The organism is Microcystis sp. M20BS1, assembly GCF_020245305.1.
GTDB lineage: Bacteria > Cyanobacteriota > Cyanobacteriia > Cyanobacteriales > Microcystaceae > Microcystis > Microcystis ichthyoblabe_A.
In genome coordinates, this window is sequence record NZ_JADBUZ010000187.1 from 49,470 (window position 1) to 67,767 (window position 18,298).

Genomic DNA, 18,298 nt, shown 5'->3' on the forward strand with positions numbered 1-18,298 from the left:
ACGACCGACTCCTAACCCCATCAACAAACTTTTTCAGCCAACCCTAACTTATCACTTAACATTTCCCTGACGATTTTAGCGGTAGCAGGAGCCAATAAAACCCCGTTGCGGTAGTGTCCCGTGGCCAGAATAACGTTATCGTATCCGGGCAAATATTCGATGATGGGAGCGGATTTTTTCTCCGGTCGCGGTCGCTTACCGGACCAAGTACGCACGATCGCACCCGCAGCCAAAGAGGGACAAAAAGTGATCGCCTGTTGATACACTTGTTCTAATAGGGCAGTATCGGCGATAATTTCGCCCTTTTCGTCCATAAATTCCACCGTTGCTCCAATCCAGTATTCTGCTCCGGCCAAAGGCAGAATATGCAGGTCATTTCCCGTTAAAATCGGCTTAAAATCGGAACTTTCTAAGGGTTGCGTCAATTTTATCTGTAAAGCTTGCCCTAAAACCGGTCGTATCTCCACTGGATGGGTAAGAGTTTCAGTTAAAGCAGTGGAACCGATTCCCGCAGAAAGAATCAAAAAGTCGCTTTCCTCTATACCATTAGAACTATAAACGTGGGTGCATTGCCTCAAATTAGAGCCATGAAGCTCTATCTTCCCAAAATTTTCAACTTTTAACCCAAATTGACATTTAACCCCCCTTCTTGCCGCAGCAGAGACGAGAGACTCCGTGAGCAGGGCCGGATTAATTTGATGATCCCTGGGAGAATAGATAGCACCCTGGAGATGATCGCTGGCCACTTGGGGACATTTTTGGTTTAAAGTCTCTTTATCCCAGATTTCTAGACAATATCCCTGTTCTTGGCGTATTTGGGCTAACTTGCGCCAATTTTCTTCGTCTTCGGCACTCGATCGCAGTAGGACAATACCATCACGGTTACAGGGAATAGTCAGTCCGGTGAGGGATTCTAGCTCAGGAAGGAGGGTTTCGTAACGTTTTAAACTTTCTTGCCGCAGTTTCCAGGCTCTACCTTTAGTTTTATGGCTGATAATCCCCATTAAAATCCCTAAAGCTGCCCCGGTTGCTCCTTGTCCCGGTTTTTTTTCATCGATGAGGGTAATTTCTAATCCTTCGATGGCGCTTAATTCGTAGGCAATGGTAGCCCCCACTATCCCCGCACCGATGATGACAATTTTAGTCATAAACTCCAGAGGCTATTTTTCTAGTGGGAATAGGACTAAAAAAGGGTTGAACAGGTTTCAACCCCGATAATTAATTACAGAACCCGGAAAATAAAAGGATAACGGAAAACCTTATAAGCATCTTTCCAGACTTGCAGGATAGCAAGAATGGGGAGAACAATGTTCACCACACCAAGAATCCCTAGGAGCAAATAACCGATTAAAACCCAAATTAGAATCCAGGCAATTAGGTAGTATAACCACATATTCAGGTGAAAGTTTAAAGCTTCTTTGGCGTTTTCCTTCACCGTTCCATCATCAGAAATGAAATAAATAGCTAAGGGAATCCCCACCGATACCAGCGTAGCACTCAAAAAGATCGAAGCATGACAAGCCACAGATAGGAGTCTTTTTTTGGTTAAATCTTCACTCATGACCATCGGGTTTATCCCCCTAAAATTGGCGGAGAAAGCGGATATCGCTATTATAACAACGGCGAATATCGTCTATCTCATGTAATACCATAGCAAATCTTTCCACGCCAAAACCGGCAGCAAAACCCGTATAGATTTGGGGGTCATAACCGACTGCTTTTAAGACATTGGGATCCACCATACCACAGCCCATCACCTCCAACCATTTGCCTTTCCACTGTACATCTACCTCGGCCGAGGGTTCAGTAAAAGGGAAGTAGGAAGCGCGGAATTTAACTGGTAAATCGGCCCCAAACATTTGCTTAAGAAATTCTTTAATTGTTCCTTTCAAATCCGTAAAAGTTAATCCCCGGTCCACCGCTAATAATTCCACTTGATGGAAAACCGCGGAATGGGTTGCATCAACGGTATCGCGACGATAAACCCGGCCCGGGGCCACAATCCGAATCGGGGGTTCGTGACTTTCCATGTAGCGAATCTGCACTGGGGAGGTATGGGTCCGCAATAAACGACCATCCCTCAAGAAAAAAGTATCCTGCATATCCCGGGCCGGATGGTCAGCAGGGATATTTAAAGCCTCAAAATTATAATAATCGCTTTCTACCTGCGGCCCAGTGGCGATGGTGTAACCCAGACCGACGAAAATATCGATCATGCGATCAACTGTGCTATTTAAGGGGTGAATTCGCCCTAAAGGACGGCTAAGAGCAGGTAGGGTGACATCGAGGGTTTCTGCCGCTAATTTCGCCTTAATTTGGGCATTCTGGAGACTTTCTCGCCGGGATTCCAGCAGCGATTGTACTAATTCTTTGACCTCATTAGCGATCGCACCTAATCGCGGTCTCTCTTCAGGGCTTAATTTGCCCATTTCGCGTAAAATCTGCGATAATTCTCCTTTCTTACCGAGATAATTCACCCTTAGCTGTTCTAAGTCTTCTAGGGTTGTTGTTTCTTCGATGGAATTTTCCGCTTTCCCTGCCAGGGTTTTTAGGGCAGTTTCGATCGGATGGGGGGATAAACTCATAATTAGGGCATTTTATAGGGCAGCATTCTAGTCTAGTTTATCTGCTCCGGTGGCGGGAGCGGCAGCATCGATCAAAGCTAATAGCTATGTGCTAGGATGGAAGTTGAGAATAAAAGTCGGCACTGCGGCTCGTTGTCAGTATTAATGGTCAAAGCGTTTCTGTTTAGTATTGGTTCAGCTAGTTCCCGAAATCTTCGTTCTCTACAAATCTGTTGTTTTTATCTGTGCAAGGATAGGTTTTATGTCAATTTATGTTGGTAATCTCCCCTTCGAGGTTGACCAAGACGACGTAGTTGAGGTTTTTAAAGAATACGGTAAAATTAAGCGCGTTCACCTCCCCATGGATCGGGAAACGGGAAAAAAACGCGGGTTCGCTTTCGTGGAAATGGAAACCCCAGAGGAAGAAGCGAAGGCTATTGCCGCTCTTGACGGCGCTCAATGGATGGGACGGGAATTAAAAGTCAATCAAGCTCGTGAAAGAGAACCCAAACCTTCCTTCGGTGGTGGCAATCGCAATCGAGATCGTCGCTACTAATCCCCAATCGTAACCATTCTAGGCTATGATTACCTAACTTCTTTTCATTGTCAACAGGGGAAGCGATCGCTCGTTTCCCCGCTTGTCTATCTAATATCCCAAGGAGATTCTTGTGGCTAAACGTCGTAATTTGAAAAAAGAAAAAGCTGAACGCAACCGTGCCTACGCGCGTCAATTCCGGGCTGCCTCTAATCGTACCACCACCAGAGGAGGTAGAGGCGGTTATTCCAGCGATCAAAGACAATCTTCGGAAAATGAAGGGGCAGCCGATACCTAATCTGCTGACTTAGTTAGGGTCTGCGGCAAAAAGTTTTTCGTGGGGACAGGGTGTAGGGTGTGGGGTGTGGGGTGTAGGGTTTTACCGATTCTCATCTGGTCAATTACCTAATTTTCAGAGAAAAAGTCCCAGAATTTTCCCCCTATCTCTCCCACAACTGGTACTTTTTGATTGACAAAAAGTCTAAAAGTCTTACCCAATAAGGTTTTTAGATTTATTCAGCAAGCCCGAGTTAATCTAGCAATAAAAGCCATAGCTTCGCTTTTATTGCTGACTATTCCATCTAAAGTCGCCCCCAATACTGCCGCAAGTAACGATTTAAACCCGGGACCTGGTTGATAACCCAAAGCTTTTAGGTCATTGCCGTCGATAGGAGCCTCAATCTGCGACCATTTAGTTAAATATTGCCAGATTAAACCCCGAATCCTAGTCTCACTCCTCACCGCCACCAATAACAAACTAGGAACCTGATAACCATTGAAAAAGCTGACAATTTGACTAACGGGTCGATCATAAGCAAAATTATTGCTAATCTCCCTTTCCATAACTTCTAGTTTTTGTAAACGCTCCACAGTATCTTTAGGCAATTGTAAATTATTAGCGATCGCTATTCTTTCCCCCACAGCCAGAGAAGCGATTAATAATTCCAACCGCATTAACCAAACATTCACCGGCAATTCCAGACTTAAACAATCTAACCAACGACTGAGACAGCGCAATTGTCGCCATAAAGCCCGATTTAAACTTAAATCCCCGTGTAAACAGTGCAAAGCCCCCAAATCGGCCAACTTTTCTAAGGCACTTTCCCAGTAATCCGCCTCTAAAATATAATTCAACTCCGCTTTTAAACGGGACTGTAAAGCGGGTGCATTCTGATTTTGTTGCCGTGAGCGCTCATAAACTCCACTTTCGATCGCATACCTAATATAGTTTTCTGTCAAGGGTTCAATAACAAATCCTAACCGAGTGGCAAAACGCACCGCTCGATAGATGCGCGTCGGATCCTCGATAAAACTATTAGCGTGTAAAACCCGGATATTTTGGGCGCGTAAATCCAACATACCGCCAAAAAAGTCGAGTAATTCCCCCTCTTTCGGCGAAGTTAGGCGAATTGCCAGAGCATTAATTGTAAAATCCCTTCTATACAAATCCTGTCGAATCGAACTAGCCTCCACTTGGGGATTACTGGCAGGATAGGGATAGAATTCCGTGCGTGCCGTAGCGATATCCACCCATAACGAGCCAAAACGCTCATCTTTGTGCCATAACAAAGCCGCCGTCTGAAATTCCCCGTGAATCGATAACCGGGCCCCCGGATAAATTTCCTGTAAACAATTAGCCAACTCTACCCCCGCACCCACACCGGCGGCGCGATGGCAGCCATCCACCACTAAATCGATATCCTGTAACAATAAAGTATCCCTTTCTGTGGCTAAAAGTAAATCGCGCACCGCACCCCCAACCAGATAGAGATGCCAACCGCGTTTTTGAGCGGCAGCGGCGGCAGCTTGCAGGAATGACCATAAAATCGACTCTAAACGCTCTTTAATCGCTGGTAAAAGACAGGAAACCAAAGCAAACCCTTCAAAACGCACCCGCTCATTTTGATGAATCTGTCTTAATACATCTGTACGAGTGACGATACCGACTAACTGCCCGTTTTCTAGTACAGGTAAACGCCCTAAATCATACGTTACCATCAGTGACTCGATTTCCTGAAGGGAAGTGTCGGGGGTAATAGTTTTCGGATTACAAGTCATGTATCCCTTCACGGGAGAGCGAGAAAAGCCGTGATGGAGAGCTAAATCGAGGTCACGACGAGAAATCACCCCAACTAGGCGATCCTGCTCATCTACCACCGATAACCCCGAATGGCCGTAACGGAAAAGGATGCGCTCGGCTTGAGATATGGAAGTATCGGGACGAATTGTCCGCACCGGAGAAGACATTAAATCCCTAGCAGTGGGAGAAGGAGGAATTTGAGCAATTAAGTCCCCCAGCAGTTGATTTAACTGTTGAACTGGCTGAACATCGCGAAAACTCACCGAAGCGGCCTGAGCATGACCACCGCCGTTATAGGGGGAAAAAAGCTGATATAGATTCACTCCATCGATTCTAGAGCGACCAATCACAGTTAAACGCTGTCGGGACTTATCTTCCTCGTCTTTACTATAACTATGGCCAAAAAGTAGCGCATCACTATCGGATAATTCCAGTAGGCGCTCGGCCACACTAGACAAACCCGGGATAAAATCGGCAGTATGGAGAAGAACGTGGGCGATTTTACGGTCATGGATCGTTTTAATCTCTAGATTTTCCCAAGCAAGGCTAAATAACTCCTGTAAGCGCGGGGAAAAACTCGGTTGACAGTATTGGGCGATCGTTTTAATGTTAGCAGCACAGGTCATTAACCAAGCCAAAGCATAGGCATCCCTGGGGGTACTACTGGCAAAAGTCAGGGAACCCGTGTCAACGTGAATACCGAGTGCCATTACCGTCGCTGCCATCGAGTTTGGTTTAATCTGGGCTTTTTGTAAAGCTTCGACAATTAAAGTCGTGGTGGCTCCCACCGCTTCTAAATGGACGCTAGAGGCATGAATATCACTTTCACTATCCAAATGATGATCATACAATTCGATCGCCTGTAAATGCCCTAAATCGAGCCACTGGGAGGCTTTTCCCAGACGCTCTCGCCACTGATTATCAACGATAATTAAAGAGCGAATCTGGGACGGATTGACACTACGCAGTTCAATTAAAGCGAATTCATCCCGATGCAGGGCCAAAAATTCCCTTACTGTTGGGTGCGCTCCCCCCGTTAACACAATGCGACTACCCGCTTTCAGCAACGATAAACCCACCGCTGCCCCCAAAGCGTCAAAATCCGCCGTTTGATGACATAAAATTAAATCCATATTTTTTAGTAAGGAGAAGTTAGCGAGATTTTTTCTGTATCTATTGTTACTAAATACTCGGAAATAACCGGGTCAAGAACTATAAGTTAGCAAATCATGACTGAGAGAAACCGATGTTGTTCAAAATTTTAGTAATTCTCCACACCCTAGGGGCGACCGTCTGGGCCGGTGGACATTTATTGTTGGCAGTCACCGTTCTACCCCAGGCCCTCAAAAACCGAGAACCAGACCGAATTCGTCAATTTGAGCAATATTTTGAAAGTTTTGGGTTATCTGCGCTATTGTTGCAGGTAATAACAGGCCTGGGACTGACTTGGATTTATTTGCCCGGATTTCGTGATTTTTGGTCATTTGATAGTTTTTTATCGGTTTATATAGGAATTAAGTTAGCTTTACTGTTATTAACTCTCATCTTGGCCCTTCATTCCCGCTTTTTTCTCATTCCTAAACTGAGCGAGGAAAACTTAAATGTCCTCGCCCTGCACATAGTCGCCGTCACCACTCTAGCAGTATTGTTCGTCATTTTTGGCGCTGGCATCCGTTTGGGAGGCCTTGACCATTAGCTTTTAGCAGTTCAGCAGTCTGGACATCTTTCTAGGGCAGCTTTGGCGAAAACGCGAAAATACTGTAATCTGGGCAAGGGATTACAGGGAGTCAATTCCCCCACCTAACCCTTGCCATGCTGCTTTTGACAAGGATAGACACTGGAAAAAAGTTTTCAGCCCCGCTGGGGCTAGATAGTCAGTGGCAGTAAAATTAAAATGCTCGTGGATTCAGTCTGACAGGGATATCTCCTGGGAACCCCTGATTCAGGGAGGACTTAGAGAAAGGATCGTCCAGTTAAGTTGAGTGGAAGCGAGGCTCTTCCATACAAGTATCAAATCTGGGAGAATTATCTAGATAAAGATCAACTGCTTTAGGAGAACCCAATCATGTCTATTGTTTTTCAATTTTTTCTCATTGCCTTAGTTTTATTTTCCTTGCTGATGGTGATTGGTGTCCCCGTTGCCTATGCTTCCCCCCAAAACTGGGATCAATCGAAACCCCTTCTCTATGTGGGTTCGGCAATTTGGGCGATTTTAGTCGTTGCCGTCGCTATTTTAAACTTTTTAGTGATTTAGTCTTGATCAGGAGACGGGAGACAGGAGGAGATAGGGTGATAGGGTGATGAGACAGTTTCCCCACCTCCCCACTACCCCATCTCCCCACCTCCCCACACCCCACACCCCACACCCCACACCCCACACCTTATGACTGTTTTTGAGGGAAATTTTACCGAGGATATATCGTCCTTGCACTTTGCGATCGTGATTGGTCGTTTTAATGATCTGGTCACTGATAAACTGTTATCAGGCTGTCAAGACTGTCTCAAGCGTCACGGGGTTGATGTTAATCCCGATGGCACACAAGTGGATTATATCTGGGTACCGGGTAGCTTTGAAGTGCCAATGGTAGCCCGTCAAGTCGCCCTTTCCCACCGTTACGATGCCGTTATTTGTCTAGGGGCAATTATTCGCGGACAAACGCCCCATTTTGACTACGTTGCTGCCGAGGCTGCTAAAGGCATCGCTGCGGCCGCTTTTCAGACAGGTGTTCCCGTTGTCTTCGGTATTCTCACCACTGATACTCTACAACAGGCCCTCGAACGGGCCGGGATTAAAAGTAATTTGGGCTGGAATTATGGCCTATCTGCCCTAGAAATGGCTAGTCTCATGCGTCAATTGCGCCCCCGGGATGAAGATAAACCCCTAGAATTATTGGAAAATAATCCCCCACAGGCACTGATGGAAGGCTAAGAAAATTCCCCCAGCATTTAGGGTTTTAGTTGTCCCCACTCCCCGCTGTCGAGAGAATCAAGACTCTGGAATTAGATTTAGAACCAGAGGGGCCGATTACGGCAGCTTTTGAGGCTATGGAACGCCCTATCACTGAAAAATTCGCCGCCATTGACAAGTGCTTTGATCGCTTGCAACATCAGTTCAACCGACTACAGGCTAAGATAGAAGTGGTTCTCGAAGCTATTACCGGTTTGGGGGATTGGCCAGAAGATGAATTATTGTAAAAAAATGCTCCAAACCAGTTGACAAATGCTCTGAGATTTGGGATACTTAGGGAAGTGTAAAAAAACGGCTTGCGGGCATAGCTCAGTGGTAGAGCGTCACCTTGCCAAGGTGAATGTCGCGCGTTCGAATCGCGTTGCCCGCTTGAAAAAATCTTGAAATAGCTCTTAAGATTAGTAGGAATAATTTAGGGATATCCCTTAAGATGGGAATTATCCGTGAGCAATAGGGTTGAGGATTTTGGGCAACCATTGAATCCCTGAGCTATTGACCACGAGCGACTAAAAACAACCGTTTATAAACAAAAATTTAGCTTGTGCGACCGCATAAATATACCAAAATCGACCAACACCAAGACTATCCTTGTCCCTGTCGTCGGAAAGGGACATTATGCCCGATTTTATTGACCGATGCCTTTGGCTGCGATCGCTGTCAACAGATATTTGTGGTACAGGAAAACGGCCAAATTATCGAACAATTAGCCCCCCACTATCCCTATAAACGCAGTTGGCGCTGGACGGGATTTCGTTGGGTGAGTACGAATCGGCGCCTTGCACAAGAGGTATTACCCCTGATGGTGGGGATAATTCTGTTATTATCGGTCGTCTGGCTACCCTTAATTTTAAAATCACCGCCAGGGGTAAGCGTGATTTTTGGGGCAATTCTAGTTATGCTATTAGTTATTTTGCCCGCGTTAATCTTTTGGTTAGCCTATCGACGCTAGACAAGAATCTATGATCGAAAGTCCCTCCACCCCGCCCCTGACGATCTTTAAGCAAGCATACAATGCTTTTCTGGCTCTAGGTCAATTTAATGGCAATGAAAGAAATCGCGGAGTAATTGCGATCGCTAATGCCATTAAAACTGGCTTTGATCGTATTTTAGAAGCCAATACCCTCGATTTAGAAGTCAGTCGAGAGATGGCTGTCTCAGAACAAATGATTCGCTGGCTACGGTTAACTCCCGAACGTTTAGAGACGACGGTGGAGGTATTACAACAACTAGCGGAAGCATCGGATCCGCTGCAACAGGTAATTAACGCAGCCTATCAACTCAATCCTTCCCAAACCTATTGCCAAAGGATGCCTTTAGGAGTGATTGCCTTCGTCTATGAAGGTTTTCCGGAATTAGCGATGGTAGCGGCGGGATTTTCCCTAAAAAGTGGCAATAGTTTGATTATTCGCGGTTCCAATGCCTCTAGTCATTCCGATGAGGTGATTACGGAAATTATCCAAGAAGCATTGGAAGATGTGGGTTTACCCGTGGATTGTGTGAGTGGTTTACCCTGTGATTCTAGTCCCTCCCTAGAGGAGTTGCTGACCCAGGAAAATTATGTTAATTTGATCATTCCCTACGGTCGCCCTAGTTTAATCGGTCGCGTGAGTCAATTGGCTACGGTTCCCGTTTTGCGTGCGGCCATGGGAAACTGTTATTTGTATTGGTCTCCTAGTGGCGACTTGGAGTTAGCTCGTCAGGTAATTATCGATAGTCATGGCAGCATACCGGATCCGGTTAACGCGATCGAAAAAGTTTTAATTAGTCCCCATCACAATTCTTCGACTTTAAGTCGTTTGTTTAAAAGTTTGCAGGAAAAAGGCTTTAAATTGCGGGGAGATACCCGATTAGCGGCGGATTTTCCCGAACATTTAACTATTACTACCGATAATGATTGGCAAAGACCCTATTTAGAAAAAACGGTGGCCTTTAGGTTAGTGGATACCCTCACTGATGCGATCGCTTGGATTAATAAGTATAGTAGCGGTCATGCGGATTGTATTGTCACCGAATCCTATCGAGAAAGTCGTCAATTCGCCATGGAGTCCGATAGTGCTTTAGTTTATATCAATTCTTCACCCCGATTTGATCGCAATCCCAAACAGGGAGAATCGGTATTTTTGGGCATTTCCAACCAAAAAGGCCAGCGCCGGGGGTTAATCAACCTAGAAACCTTTACCACCCTTAAACAGGTAGTGCAAGGCTAGTTTTTTTCAGTGTTGCCAAAGGCACGGCGTAGCCGTCCAGTGAACAGTGAACAGTAATCAGTGAACTGAAAACTCACATCTGATAACTGATAACTGGTAACTGATAACTGATAACTGGTAACTGGTAACTGATAACTGATAACTGATAACTGAGGGATCGAACTTGCCTCGACCGTACTTTTTTAACAGCAACCGCCCCCATTATAGTGCCAAGTGGACTCGGTGATGAGGATATCTTGGGGAGACAAACGAGCTAAGTTGCTCGCAGTTTTATCACAGACGGCCACTGGTAATCCTTTGGCTAAAATATGCCCAGCACCATCATCAAAAATTGCCTCCGTACCAGTATAAATAGCAGTTTTGCCGGTAAAAATACAGGCCCCATCTTCGGGAATAGCTACTTTAAAAGCAACGGAATCCAAACTTTCTAAGAGGAGCGGCTTGGCTAAATTATAACTCTGACAGTCCAGTAAACGATAGGGACGACGGGCCCGAATTTCTACCTGACCAAAACCAGCAGCAATCAACTGTTGAATATAATCATCGTAGGTCAAGGCCCCCGATAGACACATAGCCCTTAAACGCTGATCTTCTTGCAAATGTTCAGGAATTGGACGAGGGGCGATCGGATCACTCATCAGTAAACGTCCTCCCGGTTTTAAGACGCGAAAAGCCTCGCGTAAAGCTAACTGTAAATCGGCTGGTTTAAAGATATTAAAAAGACAATTCTGCGCCACTACATCGACGGAGGCATCCTCCACCGGCAATTCAAAAGCGGAACCATCTTTAATTTCCACAAAATCGAGACTAAACCAGGGATTTTCTGGCAGTGCTTCGCCGAGATTTCTTTGGGCTGCCCAACGCATTTCCGGCACTGGATCCACCGCAATGACTCCCCCCGGACGACGGGAAAAATAGGCGAATTGCAGTGCTTCTAAACCACCACCCACACCCACATACAAAACCCTGGGAGAATTGCCCAATTCATTAACCTGCACCGTCGTGCCACAACCATAGTTCATCTCCTGCATAATGGCGGGGATTTTTAACCCCGGCAGTTGCAAAGGACTGCTTTGAACACAACATAGCCCCACTTCGGGAGTTTGGGCTACTTCGCTGTAAAATTTGGCAGTAGCTTCCAGATAAGTCATTTTCATCCTTTAAACTCCTTTTCTCTGATCAATTCAAGGACTTACTTCGCATCCTCGCCCAACGCTATCTTAGCAGGGTGGATCGGCACCCCCCTGATCAAGAGCGGATTTCAGGAGGGATCGAACCTAAAATCCCTTTTTAATTTAATTATAACCAGCTACTTAGCTGCATATCGAGGGATTTCTTCATCCCCAAACCGATCGAGAAGTTACCGGGTTAATCTAGGATTAGCTCCTGTTGACGGCTGTAGAGAGGACAGAAATATGATACTGACAATAATCGATCGCCTTACGGAAACCAACCCGCAAATTATGCGAGAATGGCAAGGAAGATTAACCCCGAAAAATATCTCGATCGCCTCGATTATCTCCCTTGTTGGTCAATTATTAGTTTACTTGTACTATCAAAATCTCTTGCCAGTAGGAGCGGGATTTAGTCGTTACTGTACCGCTAATCCCCCCAATAACAACGACTATTATCCCTATAGTGGGCTTAAATACTGTATCCAAGACTTAAATGGTCAATGGATGATTATCTCCCGGTTATGGTGGTTAGATATCTTCACTTTTCTGAGTATTACCGGCATTTTCGCTCTTTTAGTGGTGGGAACCTATCAATTAATTGCCGATCTTTCTGGGGAAGAGCGCCGAGGTACACTTAATTTTATCCGTCTGAGTCCCCAACCCGCCAAAACGATTTTTATCGGCAAAATTTTCGGGGTTCCCATTCTCCTCTATCTCGTCTGTCTTCTCGCTTTACCCTTTCACTTGGGGGCGGGTTTATTAGCAGGTATTCCCTTGTCGTTAATTTTAGCCTTCTACGCGGTTCTGATCGCTAGTTGTGCCTTTTTCTATCATGCTGCCCTTAGTTTCGCTTTAGCCACGCCATGGTTAGGAGGATTTCAACCCTGGTTAGGCAGTGCTACAGTCTTAATCTTTGTGTTTTATAGCAGTATTTTTACTTTATCGGGCTATGGCGGTTCCCGTACCCCCTTTGATTGGTTAATTCTCTTTAATCCTAGTTTTTTCCTTCCCTATCTAGTTAAATCTACCTTTCTCCCCCCCGATGCGGTACGCTATCTAGGAATCTCACAAATCTTCGATCTGCGTTGGTACGGTCAATCTCTCTGGCAATCCGTTATAATGGGTATTGGCTTAATTTTGCTCAATTTCGCCCTCTGTACCTACGGTTTAACCAGAATTATCCAGCGTCGCTTCCATAATCCCCTCGCTACTCTTGTTAGTAAACCCCAAAGTTACTGGATGATGGGCTGTTTTAGCGCCATTAGCCTAGGTTTTGTCTTCCAAACTCTGGAACCGAGCTATCTTTTCGATAATTTTGTCATTCTTAGCGTTTTTGTGGCAATTTTTGGCTTGTTAATCCTTTTTGCCCTCACTCCCCCCCGTCAAACTCTCCAAGATTGGGCGCGCTATCGTCATCTGCAAGGAAAAACGGGCATTAGTCTGGGGAAAGCTCTAATCTTTGGCGAAAAAAGCCCTTCTACCCTAGCCATGGCTGTTAACGTCGCCATTGCCATTTTATTCATCCTTCCCGCTATTTTTATCGCCCCTCTCCATCAATATAAACTAGCCACTGCAGCCGGGTTTCTCTTGGCAATGAACATGATTTTAGTCTATGCCGCTATCGCCCAATTATTGATGTTAGGCAGCACAAATAAACGCGCTTTGCTGGCAGCCACTAGCATCGGCATTTTGATTATTTTCCCCTTCCTCTGTTTCGCTGTCCTGCGAGTTGATCCCAGTCAATCTCCGCTTTTATGGTTTTTTACTTTTCTTCCCATTGCCGCTACTAAATACGCTACACTTCCCTCTTTCGCTTTGGCAATCTTCGGTCAGTGGTTGGGTTTAACCCTCCTCGGATGGCAAATTAATCGGCAATTAAATCGCCTTGGTGCCTCGGCAACTAAAGCGTTAATGCCCAGCTGAAAAATACCGACTCACATCGGTTAAATTTTTTTCCAAAAAAGCTTGACAAAACCCCACGACTTGACCGATAATTTCTTATAGAATGGGAATCCGTGCCTACCTGCGAACCCCTTATTTTCAGGTCAAATAAAGCCCCAAAAAATTAAGCATTGTTAGATCAGAATAGGAAAGATGCAGTGCAATCCTTAGCTATCACAGTAATTTTAGTTCCGGTGCTGATTCGGAGCATCTTTCAATTTGACAACGCCTATTGTAGGGCTAATTCTGGAATTAGCCCTACACCTAGTAATTTCAGTGGTCAGTAAACAGTGAACAGTAATCGGTCAACTGATAACTGATAACTGATTTACCCCACCACCGATAAACTATCAACGATTAGCGAGGGGGTATAACAGGAACCATTCCATTGATTATCGGATCCAAGAGCGATTAAATTCTGCAAAGCAGTATAAACATTTCCCGTTACCATTGTATCTTTAACTCGTCCAGTGATTTTGCCCTTTTCTATGCGATAACCCAGATCGATATTGACAGAAAAATCGCCCGAAATATCGGCCCCATGACCTAAAATTTGGTCAATAACTAGACCTTCATCTATTTGCGAGATTAAATCCTCTAAAGTTCCCTCTCCCGGTGCCACGATTAGATTAACTAAATCTGGCATAGGATAAACCCCTAACCCGGGACGAAAACCGTTTCCCGTCGGAGTAGTTTTTAATAGTCTGGCCGTGGTACGATCGCTATAGAATTCTTTAACTCTACCTCGTTCAATTAAAGATAAAAATTTGGTGGGAGTTCCCTCATCATCAAAGGGACAACTATAGGGTTCTCGCTCCGGTTGTTGAGATAAAGTCAACTGTTCTGACATAACCAATTGACCGATTTTATCACTCCAGGGCGAGGATTTTTCTAAGATCTGTTTACCATTTAAAGCCATCGCCACCGTACCCCATAACAGGGTAACTGCATTAGCAGTCAATAAAATTGGTAATTTACCTGTGGGACTATCCACATTATTGGCGGCCCATTGTAGTCGCTGCAATAACTGTTTAATTACGGTTTCGGGATGAGGTGTACTGCGAGTATATTCCCCATCATAAACCGCGAGAAAATCCTCCCCCCGCACCCATTCAATCCCCAGATAATAACTCAAAGCTGTATCGGTATATTGACAATATAAACCCTGGGAATTAACTAAACGGGTGATTTCCCGTTCACATTCCCATTCACCACTACAAATAACCTCAGGATAAACTTGGCGAATTTGGCCAATCATTTGATTACCCATCTCGATTAAAGATTCTACCGCCACATCCTGGCCAATCGGGTCATAAATTGCCTGTCGTGGTGCCGAAAATTCGATTTCTTCGGGGGCATTGAGATAGGATAAATTTAACGCTGTTTCTACTAAAATTTCCGGTTCCACATCACCATAACCCACCGCTAACCCCGGACAACCCTCGCGCCATAATCTTAAGGCAGTTCCCACAGATTCGGAACTTTCTAGCTGTTTGAGACGATTAGCCTCAAAAAAAACGGGATGGGAAAGGGAGGAAGATTGATAAACTTCGGCTGCCACTGCTCCCGATTTGAGAGCCAGTTCGATGAGTTGTTGCGGATCGATCGTCATGGTGATAGTTTTTGAGATAATGGCTATCTGATTAGCGAAAATTTGGGTTTAAAACCCCTTCGTTTCACGACAGTTTTTCTTGATCTCTAATATAGCACTTAAGAACTGCCAATGGCACACCTCCCACAGAAGAAACAAAATAACTAGGAGACCAAAGAGCATCTTTCCCATCTGATTTAGGATAAGCAGCTTGTTTATATCTGCCACTAGAAACCGCTCTTTCTACCTGCTCTGGTTTAAGGATTTTCAAATTCGTTCTTTTGGCAAAAAATTGTCTCAATAGTCCATTGGTATGCTCGTTTAATCCCCTCTCCCACGAATGATAAGAAGTAGCAAAATAAAAATCTGCTCCTAGTTTCTGACTCAACTCTTGATGTCCACAAAATTCTTTAACCTTGTCACAAGTAAAGGTTTTTCTTTGGTCAGGGTGAATCTCGTGGGAAAGTTTTTCTGTGACAAGGGTTGATTTCCGATGCGGTTTTGTTTTTGGCTAATCCTGCTACTAAAAATTTCGAGGCTTTGTCCATATATGTAACGATAATTCCTCGATAATTTCCTCCAATCATTGTGTCACTTTCCCAATAACCGATTTCGGTTTTATGGTCAGCAATTGCTGGTCGCTCGCTGATATCTACACGACTAGGATCAATATATTTTGAATAAATAGTCAGAAAATATCAAGAAGGGAATCGGCTTTAAACCTTGTCCGTCAACTATCCATTCCCCTATTCTGGCGCTCCCTGCTTCAACGTGGGGGACAAAATGAGGTAAGGTAAAAAAGCTGTGCCTATAACCGAGACTATGAGCGTTGAATGGCAATCCGTCAAAACCTACGAGGATATTCTTTACCATAAATGGGGGGGGATCGCCAAAATTACCATCAATCGACCCCATAAGCGTAATGCCTTCCGTCCGAAGACAGTTTTTGAGCTTTACGACGCTTTCTGTGATGCTCGCGAGGATGCCCGCATTGGGGTAGTATTGCTCACGGGTGCGGGTCCCCACAGCGATGGCAAATATGCTTTTTGTTCCGGCGGCGATCAGACGGTGCGCGGTCAGGCGGGTTATATTGGCGATGATGGCGTACCCCGGCTCAATGTGCTGGATTTACAGAAATTAATTCGCTCCATCCCCAAGGTAGTTATCGCGCTGGTGGCAGGTTATGCGGTCGGGGGCGGTCATGTTTTACACTTGGTTTGTGATTTAACCTTAGCGGCGGATAACGCCATTTTTGGCCAGACCGGTCCGAAAGTGGGCAGTTTTGACGGCGGTTTTGGCTCTAGTTATCTGGCCCGGGTAGTGGGTCAGAAAAAAGCTCGCGAGATTTGGTTTCTCTGTCGGCAGTATAATGCCCAACAAGCGTTAGAAATGGGTTTGGTTAACCATGTCGTCCCGGTAGAGGAATTAGAGCAGGAAGGGGTTAAATGGTCCTTAGAAATTCTCGAAAAAAGTCCCTTGGCGATTCGCTGCCTAAAATCGGCTTTTAATGCTGATTGTGATGGTCAAGCGGGTTTACAGGAGTTGGCGGGTAATGCCACTCTACTCTACTATATGACCGCCGAAGGGGCTGAAGGTAAACAGGCTTTCCTCGAAAAACGTCCCCCCGATTTTAGTCAATATCCTTGGCTACCCTAATCAGTGAGCAGTAAACAGTAAACAGTAATCAGTGAAAAGAAAGCAGAAAACTGCCCTATAATACTGCTCACTTAATACTCCCTACTCCTACTGATCACTGATAACTGATCACTGATAAGCTATGCTAGTTTAGAGAGAGTAGTTAGGTTCGGTAGCAGCATTGGTTTCAAACAGAAGTGGTTTTTCCCTGATGGCCTTGACTGGGTTGTGTCCGATCTCCTTCTCGAAATGGCTGTGATATTGGGAGACAATCCATGACGATTTACGTTGGTAATCTGGTTTATGACGTCACGACAGATGACTTGAAAGAGGTATTCGCTGAATACGGCACGGTTAGTCGCGTTTACTTGCCCGTAGATCGGGAAACGGGTAAAATGCGCGGTTTTGGTTTTGTGGAAATGTCCTCCGATGAGGAAGAAGCAAAAGCGATCGAAACTCTTGACGGGGCCGAATGGATGGGACGACAGATGAAAGTCAACAAAGCTCGTCCCAAAGAAGATAATTTTGGCGGTGGTGGCGGTGGTGAGCGCAAAAACTTCGGGCGCCGGGAACGTTAAACAGATTCTTGGAAAATTCCAGAAGCGGTTATTTCTGATAACCGCTTTCTTATCGATAATTAATAAATCTGCGTTTGTTTTCTAACATCCTAATACCCATTTTAAATGGGTAACAGCTATGAATGATCAATCCATTGCTCTGACCTCGTCCTCGCTCGAGGATGAACCGCTCCACCGCACATCGGAGCTGCCGATCTGGTTCGATAATTTCGCTAATCTGGCACAGGCCTACGAGGGAAAGCTCAACGAGTCCGATCCCGTAATAGAGCCTAACGATCTTCGTCTGCATCTATTAACCACATTGCTCGGCACGCCTCCTTCAGAGGCCTATTATCTCGTGCAGGGTTTAGCCTGGTGTCGGGAGGTAGAGGGCGATGTGTGCGAGTTTGGTGTGGCGCAGGGAGAAACCTCCGCACTGATCGCCAATGAAATCGCCGGAACGGACAAGACCTTACATCTATTCGATTCCTTTCAAGGTTTGCCCGCCCCCTCGGAAAAAGATCACTTGCTCCACGATATTTTCGATTTGGGGAATATGGAAGCCTATAGGGGAAAAATGCGATGCCGTGAGGGAATGGTTCTAGAGCGATTACGGAAGATTTCTTTTCCCGAACATCGCTATGTAATTCACAAAGGATTTTTCGATCGAATCCTCGAGCGAGGGGAAAATTTACCAGCGAGGGTTTCTTTCGCCTATGTGGATTTCGATCTGTACGAACCAATCAAACAGGTACTAGAGTTTCTCCACCCGATCACCCCCCCCGGAGCGATTATCATCGTCGATGACTACGGTTTCTTTTCTTCGGGCCCAAAGACGGCTGTAGATGAATTTATTCAAGATAAAAATGATCGGGAAAAGGTCTATGAGTACATGATTCCAGATACTCGATACGGACATTTCATCGTTTTGACGAAAAAAGGCTAACAGACGCAAAGATATCCGTTCGTCTGTACCCGTAAATTGCCTGTGAATATCCGATGTGTCGGGGGTAAATACAGAACCAAACCCTATTTAGGGTTTGCG

18 protein-coding genes, 1 tRNA gene and 2 pseudogenes are annotated in these 18,298 nt (G+C 45.3%); 13 read left to right on the forward strand and 8 right to left on the reverse strand.

Annotated elements, in window-relative coordinates:
- Positions 1 to 20: 20 nt before the first annotated feature.
- The 3 genes from IM507_RS18405 to pheS all read right to left on the reverse strand — a co-directional run bounded on the left by IM507_RS18405 (position 21) and on the right by pheS (position 2,585).
- Positions 21 to 1,148, reverse strand: coding sequence for an NAD(P)/FAD-dependent oxidoreductase (locus tag IM507_RS18405; protein ID WP_002734407.1), 1,128 nt, complete (start codon positions 1,146 to 1,148; stop codon positions 21 to 23).
- Between the two features lie 74 nt (positions 1,149 to 1,222).
- Positions 1,223 to 1,567, reverse strand: coding sequence for a DUF4870 domain-containing protein (locus IM507_RS18410; protein WP_103112545.1), 345 nt, complete (start codon positions 1,565 to 1,567; stop codon positions 1,223 to 1,225).
- A 13-nt stretch (positions 1,568 to 1,580) separates the two neighbouring features.
- Complete coding sequence (gene pheS / locus IM507_RS18415; protein ID WP_002793490.1) at positions 1,581 to 2,585, reverse strand: phenylalanine--tRNA ligase subunit alpha; 1,005 nt, start codon at positions 2,583 to 2,585, stop codon at positions 1,581 to 1,583.
- Between the two features lie 241 nt (positions 2,586 to 2,826).
- Between pheS and IM507_RS18420 the strand changes: the two genes are divergently transcribed.
- Positions 2,827 to 3,120, forward strand: a complete 294-nt coding sequence (locus IM507_RS18420) for an RNA recognition motif domain-containing protein (RefSeq protein WP_004160869.1) — start codon at positions 2,827 to 2,829, stop codon at positions 3,118 to 3,120.
- A gap of 112 nt (positions 3,121 to 3,232) precedes the next feature.
- Positions 3,233 to 3,397 (forward strand): hypothetical protein, encoded by a 165-nt coding sequence (locus IM507_RS18425; RefSeq protein WP_002733784.1) that lies wholly within the window; start codon positions 3,233 to 3,235, stop codon positions 3,395 to 3,397.
- A 218-nt stretch (positions 3,398 to 3,615) separates the two neighbouring features.
- Here the strand turns inward: IM507_RS18425 and IM507_RS18430 are convergent, their stop codons facing one another.
- Positions 3,616 to 6,312 (reverse strand): CBS domain-containing protein, encoded by a 2,697-nt coding sequence (locus tag IM507_RS18430; RefSeq protein WP_287637489.1) that lies wholly within the window; start codon positions 6,310 to 6,312, stop codon positions 3,616 to 3,618.
- A gap of 113 nt (positions 6,313 to 6,425) precedes the next feature.
- Between IM507_RS18430 and IM507_RS18435 the strand changes: the two genes are divergently transcribed.
- The 7 genes from IM507_RS18435 to IM507_RS18465 all read left to right on the forward strand — a co-directional run bounded on the left by IM507_RS18435 (position 6,426) and on the right by IM507_RS18465 (position 10,354).
- Entirely contained in the window at positions 6,426 to 6,875 is a 450-nt protein-coding gene (locus tag IM507_RS18435; protein WP_287637490.1) for a CopD family protein, read from the forward strand.
- 369 nt (positions 6,876 to 7,244) lie between these two features.
- Positions 7,245 to 7,433 (forward strand): photosystem II reaction center protein PsbZ, encoded by a 189-nt coding sequence (gene psbZ / locus IM507_RS18440; protein ID WP_002732865.1) that lies wholly within the window; start codon positions 7,245 to 7,247, stop codon positions 7,431 to 7,433.
- Between the two features lie 129 nt (positions 7,434 to 7,562).
- On the forward strand, positions 7,563 to 8,108 hold the full coding sequence (gene ribH / locus IM507_RS18445) for a 6,7-dimethyl-8-ribityllumazine synthase (RefSeq protein ID WP_002734236.1): 546 nt from the start codon (positions 7,563 to 7,565) through the stop codon (positions 8,106 to 8,108).
- Between the two features lie 29 nt (positions 8,109 to 8,137).
- The gene (locus IM507_RS18450; protein ID WP_002775335.1) at positions 8,138 to 8,374 is read left to right on the forward strand and encodes a hypothetical protein; all 237 of its coding nucleotides are present in this window, start codon (positions 8,138 to 8,140) and stop codon (positions 8,372 to 8,374) included.
- A gap of 71 nt (positions 8,375 to 8,445) precedes the next feature.
- Positions 8,446 to 8,517, forward strand: a tRNA-Gly gene (locus IM507_RS18455).
- 171 nt (positions 8,518 to 8,688) lie between these two features.
- Complete coding sequence (locus IM507_RS18460) at positions 8,689 to 9,096, forward strand: hypothetical protein (RefSeq protein WP_002775337.1); 408 nt, start codon at positions 8,689 to 8,691, stop codon at positions 9,094 to 9,096.
- Between the two features lie 10 nt (positions 9,097 to 9,106).
- Entirely contained in the window at positions 9,107 to 10,354 is a 1,248-nt protein-coding gene (locus IM507_RS18465; protein WP_123230097.1) for a glutamate-5-semialdehyde dehydrogenase, read from the forward strand.
- 182 nt (positions 10,355 to 10,536) lie between these two features.
- Here the strand turns inward: IM507_RS18465 and arsM are convergent, their stop codons facing one another.
- Positions 10,537 to 11,511, reverse strand: a complete 975-nt coding sequence (arsM, locus tag IM507_RS18470; RefSeq protein WP_002775340.1) for an arsenosugar biosynthesis arsenite methyltransferase ArsM — start codon at positions 11,509 to 11,511, stop codon at positions 10,537 to 10,539.
- 258 nt (positions 11,512 to 11,769) lie between these two features.
- On the opposite strand from arsM, the gene IM507_RS18475 reads away from it, so the two are divergent.
- Complete coding sequence (locus IM507_RS18475) at positions 11,770 to 13,452, forward strand: hypothetical protein (RefSeq protein WP_123230096.1); 1,683 nt, start codon at positions 11,770 to 11,772, stop codon at positions 13,450 to 13,452.
- Between the two features lie 346 nt (positions 13,453 to 13,798).
- On the opposite strand, the gene IM507_RS18480 is transcribed toward IM507_RS18475, so the two are convergent.
- The 3 genes and pseudogenes from IM507_RS18480 to IM507_RS18490 all read right to left on the reverse strand — a co-directional run.
- Positions 13,799 to 15,082: a TldD/PmbA family protein gene (locus IM507_RS18480; protein WP_004157944.1), complete on the reverse strand. Its 1,284-nt coding sequence runs from the start codon at positions 15,080 to 15,082 to the stop codon at positions 13,799 to 13,801.
- Between the two features lie 64 nt (positions 15,083 to 15,146).
- Positions 15,147 to 15,302 (reverse strand): annotated as a pseudogene (locus IM507_RS18485) (transposase); the annotation flags it as partial.
- Positions 15,291 to 15,726, reverse strand: a pseudogene (locus IM507_RS18490) (IS30 family transposase); the annotation flags it as partial. The pseudogenes IM507_RS18490 and IM507_RS18485, both read right to left, overlap by 12 nt.
- Before the next feature lie 157 nt (positions 15,727 to 15,883).
- Between IM507_RS18490 and menB the strand changes: the two are divergent.
- The 3 genes from menB to IM507_RS18505 all read left to right on the forward strand — a co-directional run bounded on the left by menB (position 15,884) and on the right by IM507_RS18505 (position 18,199).
- Complete coding sequence (gene menB / locus IM507_RS18495) at positions 15,884 to 16,717, forward strand: 1,4-dihydroxy-2-naphthoyl-CoA synthase (RefSeq protein ID WP_002743375.1); 834 nt, start codon at positions 15,884 to 15,886, stop codon at positions 16,715 to 16,717.
- 254 nt (positions 16,718 to 16,971) lie between these two features.
- The gene (locus IM507_RS18500) at positions 16,972 to 17,274 is read left to right on the forward strand and encodes an RNA recognition motif domain-containing protein (protein ID WP_002799864.1); all 303 of its coding nucleotides are present in this window, start codon (positions 16,972 to 16,974) and stop codon (positions 17,272 to 17,274) included.
- Positions 17,275 to 17,392: 118 nt separating this feature from the next.
- Complete coding sequence (locus IM507_RS18505) at positions 17,393 to 18,199, forward strand: TylF/MycF/NovP-related O-methyltransferase (protein ID WP_002793470.1); 807 nt, start codon at positions 17,393 to 17,395, stop codon at positions 18,197 to 18,199.
- Positions 18,200 to 18,298: the final 99 nt, after the last annotated feature.

Bases quoted from the DNA above. Each gene is read 5' to 3' on its own strand.
- IM507_RS18405 (WP_002734407.1), bottom strand. From the start codon at position 1,148: ATGACTAAAATTGTCATCATCGGTGCGGGGATAGTGGGGGCTACCATT.
- IM507_RS18410 (WP_103112545.1), bottom strand. From the start codon at position 1,567: ATGGTCATGAGTGAAGATTTAACCAAAAAAAGACTCCTATCTGTGGCT.
- pheS (WP_002793490.1), bottom strand. From the start codon at position 2,585: ATGAGTTTATCCCCCCATCCGATCGAAACTGCCCTAAAAACCCTGGCA.
- IM507_RS18420 (WP_004160869.1), top strand. From the start codon at position 2,827: ATGTCAATTTATGTTGGTAATCTCCCCTTCGAGGTTGACCAAGACGAC.
- IM507_RS18430 (WP_287637489.1), bottom strand. From the start codon at position 6,312: ATGGATTTAATTTTATGTCATCAAACGGCGGATTTTGACGCTTTGGGG.
- IM507_RS18435 (WP_287637490.1), top strand. From the start codon at position 6,426: ATGTTGTTCAAAATTTTAGTAATTCTCCACACCCTAGGGGCGACCGTC.
- psbZ (WP_002732865.1), top strand. From the start codon at position 7,245: ATGTCTATTGTTTTTCAATTTTTTCTCATTGCCTTAGTTTTATTTTCC.
- ribH (WP_002734236.1), top strand. From the start codon at position 7,563: ATGACTGTTTTTGAGGGAAATTTTACCGAGGATATATCGTCCTTGCAC.
- IM507_RS18465 (WP_123230097.1), top strand. From the start codon at position 9,107: ATGATCGAAAGTCCCTCCACCCCGCCCCTGACGATCTTTAAGCAAGCA.
- arsM (WP_002775340.1), bottom strand. From the start codon at position 11,511: ATGAAAATGACTTATCTGGAAGCTACTGCCAAATTTTACAGCGAAGTA.
- IM507_RS18475 (WP_123230096.1), top strand. From the start codon at position 11,770: ATGATACTGACAATAATCGATCGCCTTACGGAAACCAACCCGCAAATT.
- IM507_RS18480 (WP_004157944.1), bottom strand. From the start codon at position 15,082: ATGACGATCGATCCGCAACAACTCATCGAACTGGCTCTCAAATCGGGA.
- menB (WP_002743375.1), top strand. From the start codon at position 15,884: ATGAGCGTTGAATGGCAATCCGTCAAAACCTACGAGGATATTCTTTAC.
- IM507_RS18500 (WP_002799864.1), top strand. From the start codon at position 16,972: ATGACGATTTACGTTGGTAATCTGGTTTATGACGTCACGACAGATGAC.
- IM507_RS18505 (WP_002793470.1), top strand. From the start codon at position 17,393: ATGAATGATCAATCCATTGCTCTGACCTCGTCCTCGCTCGAGGATGAA.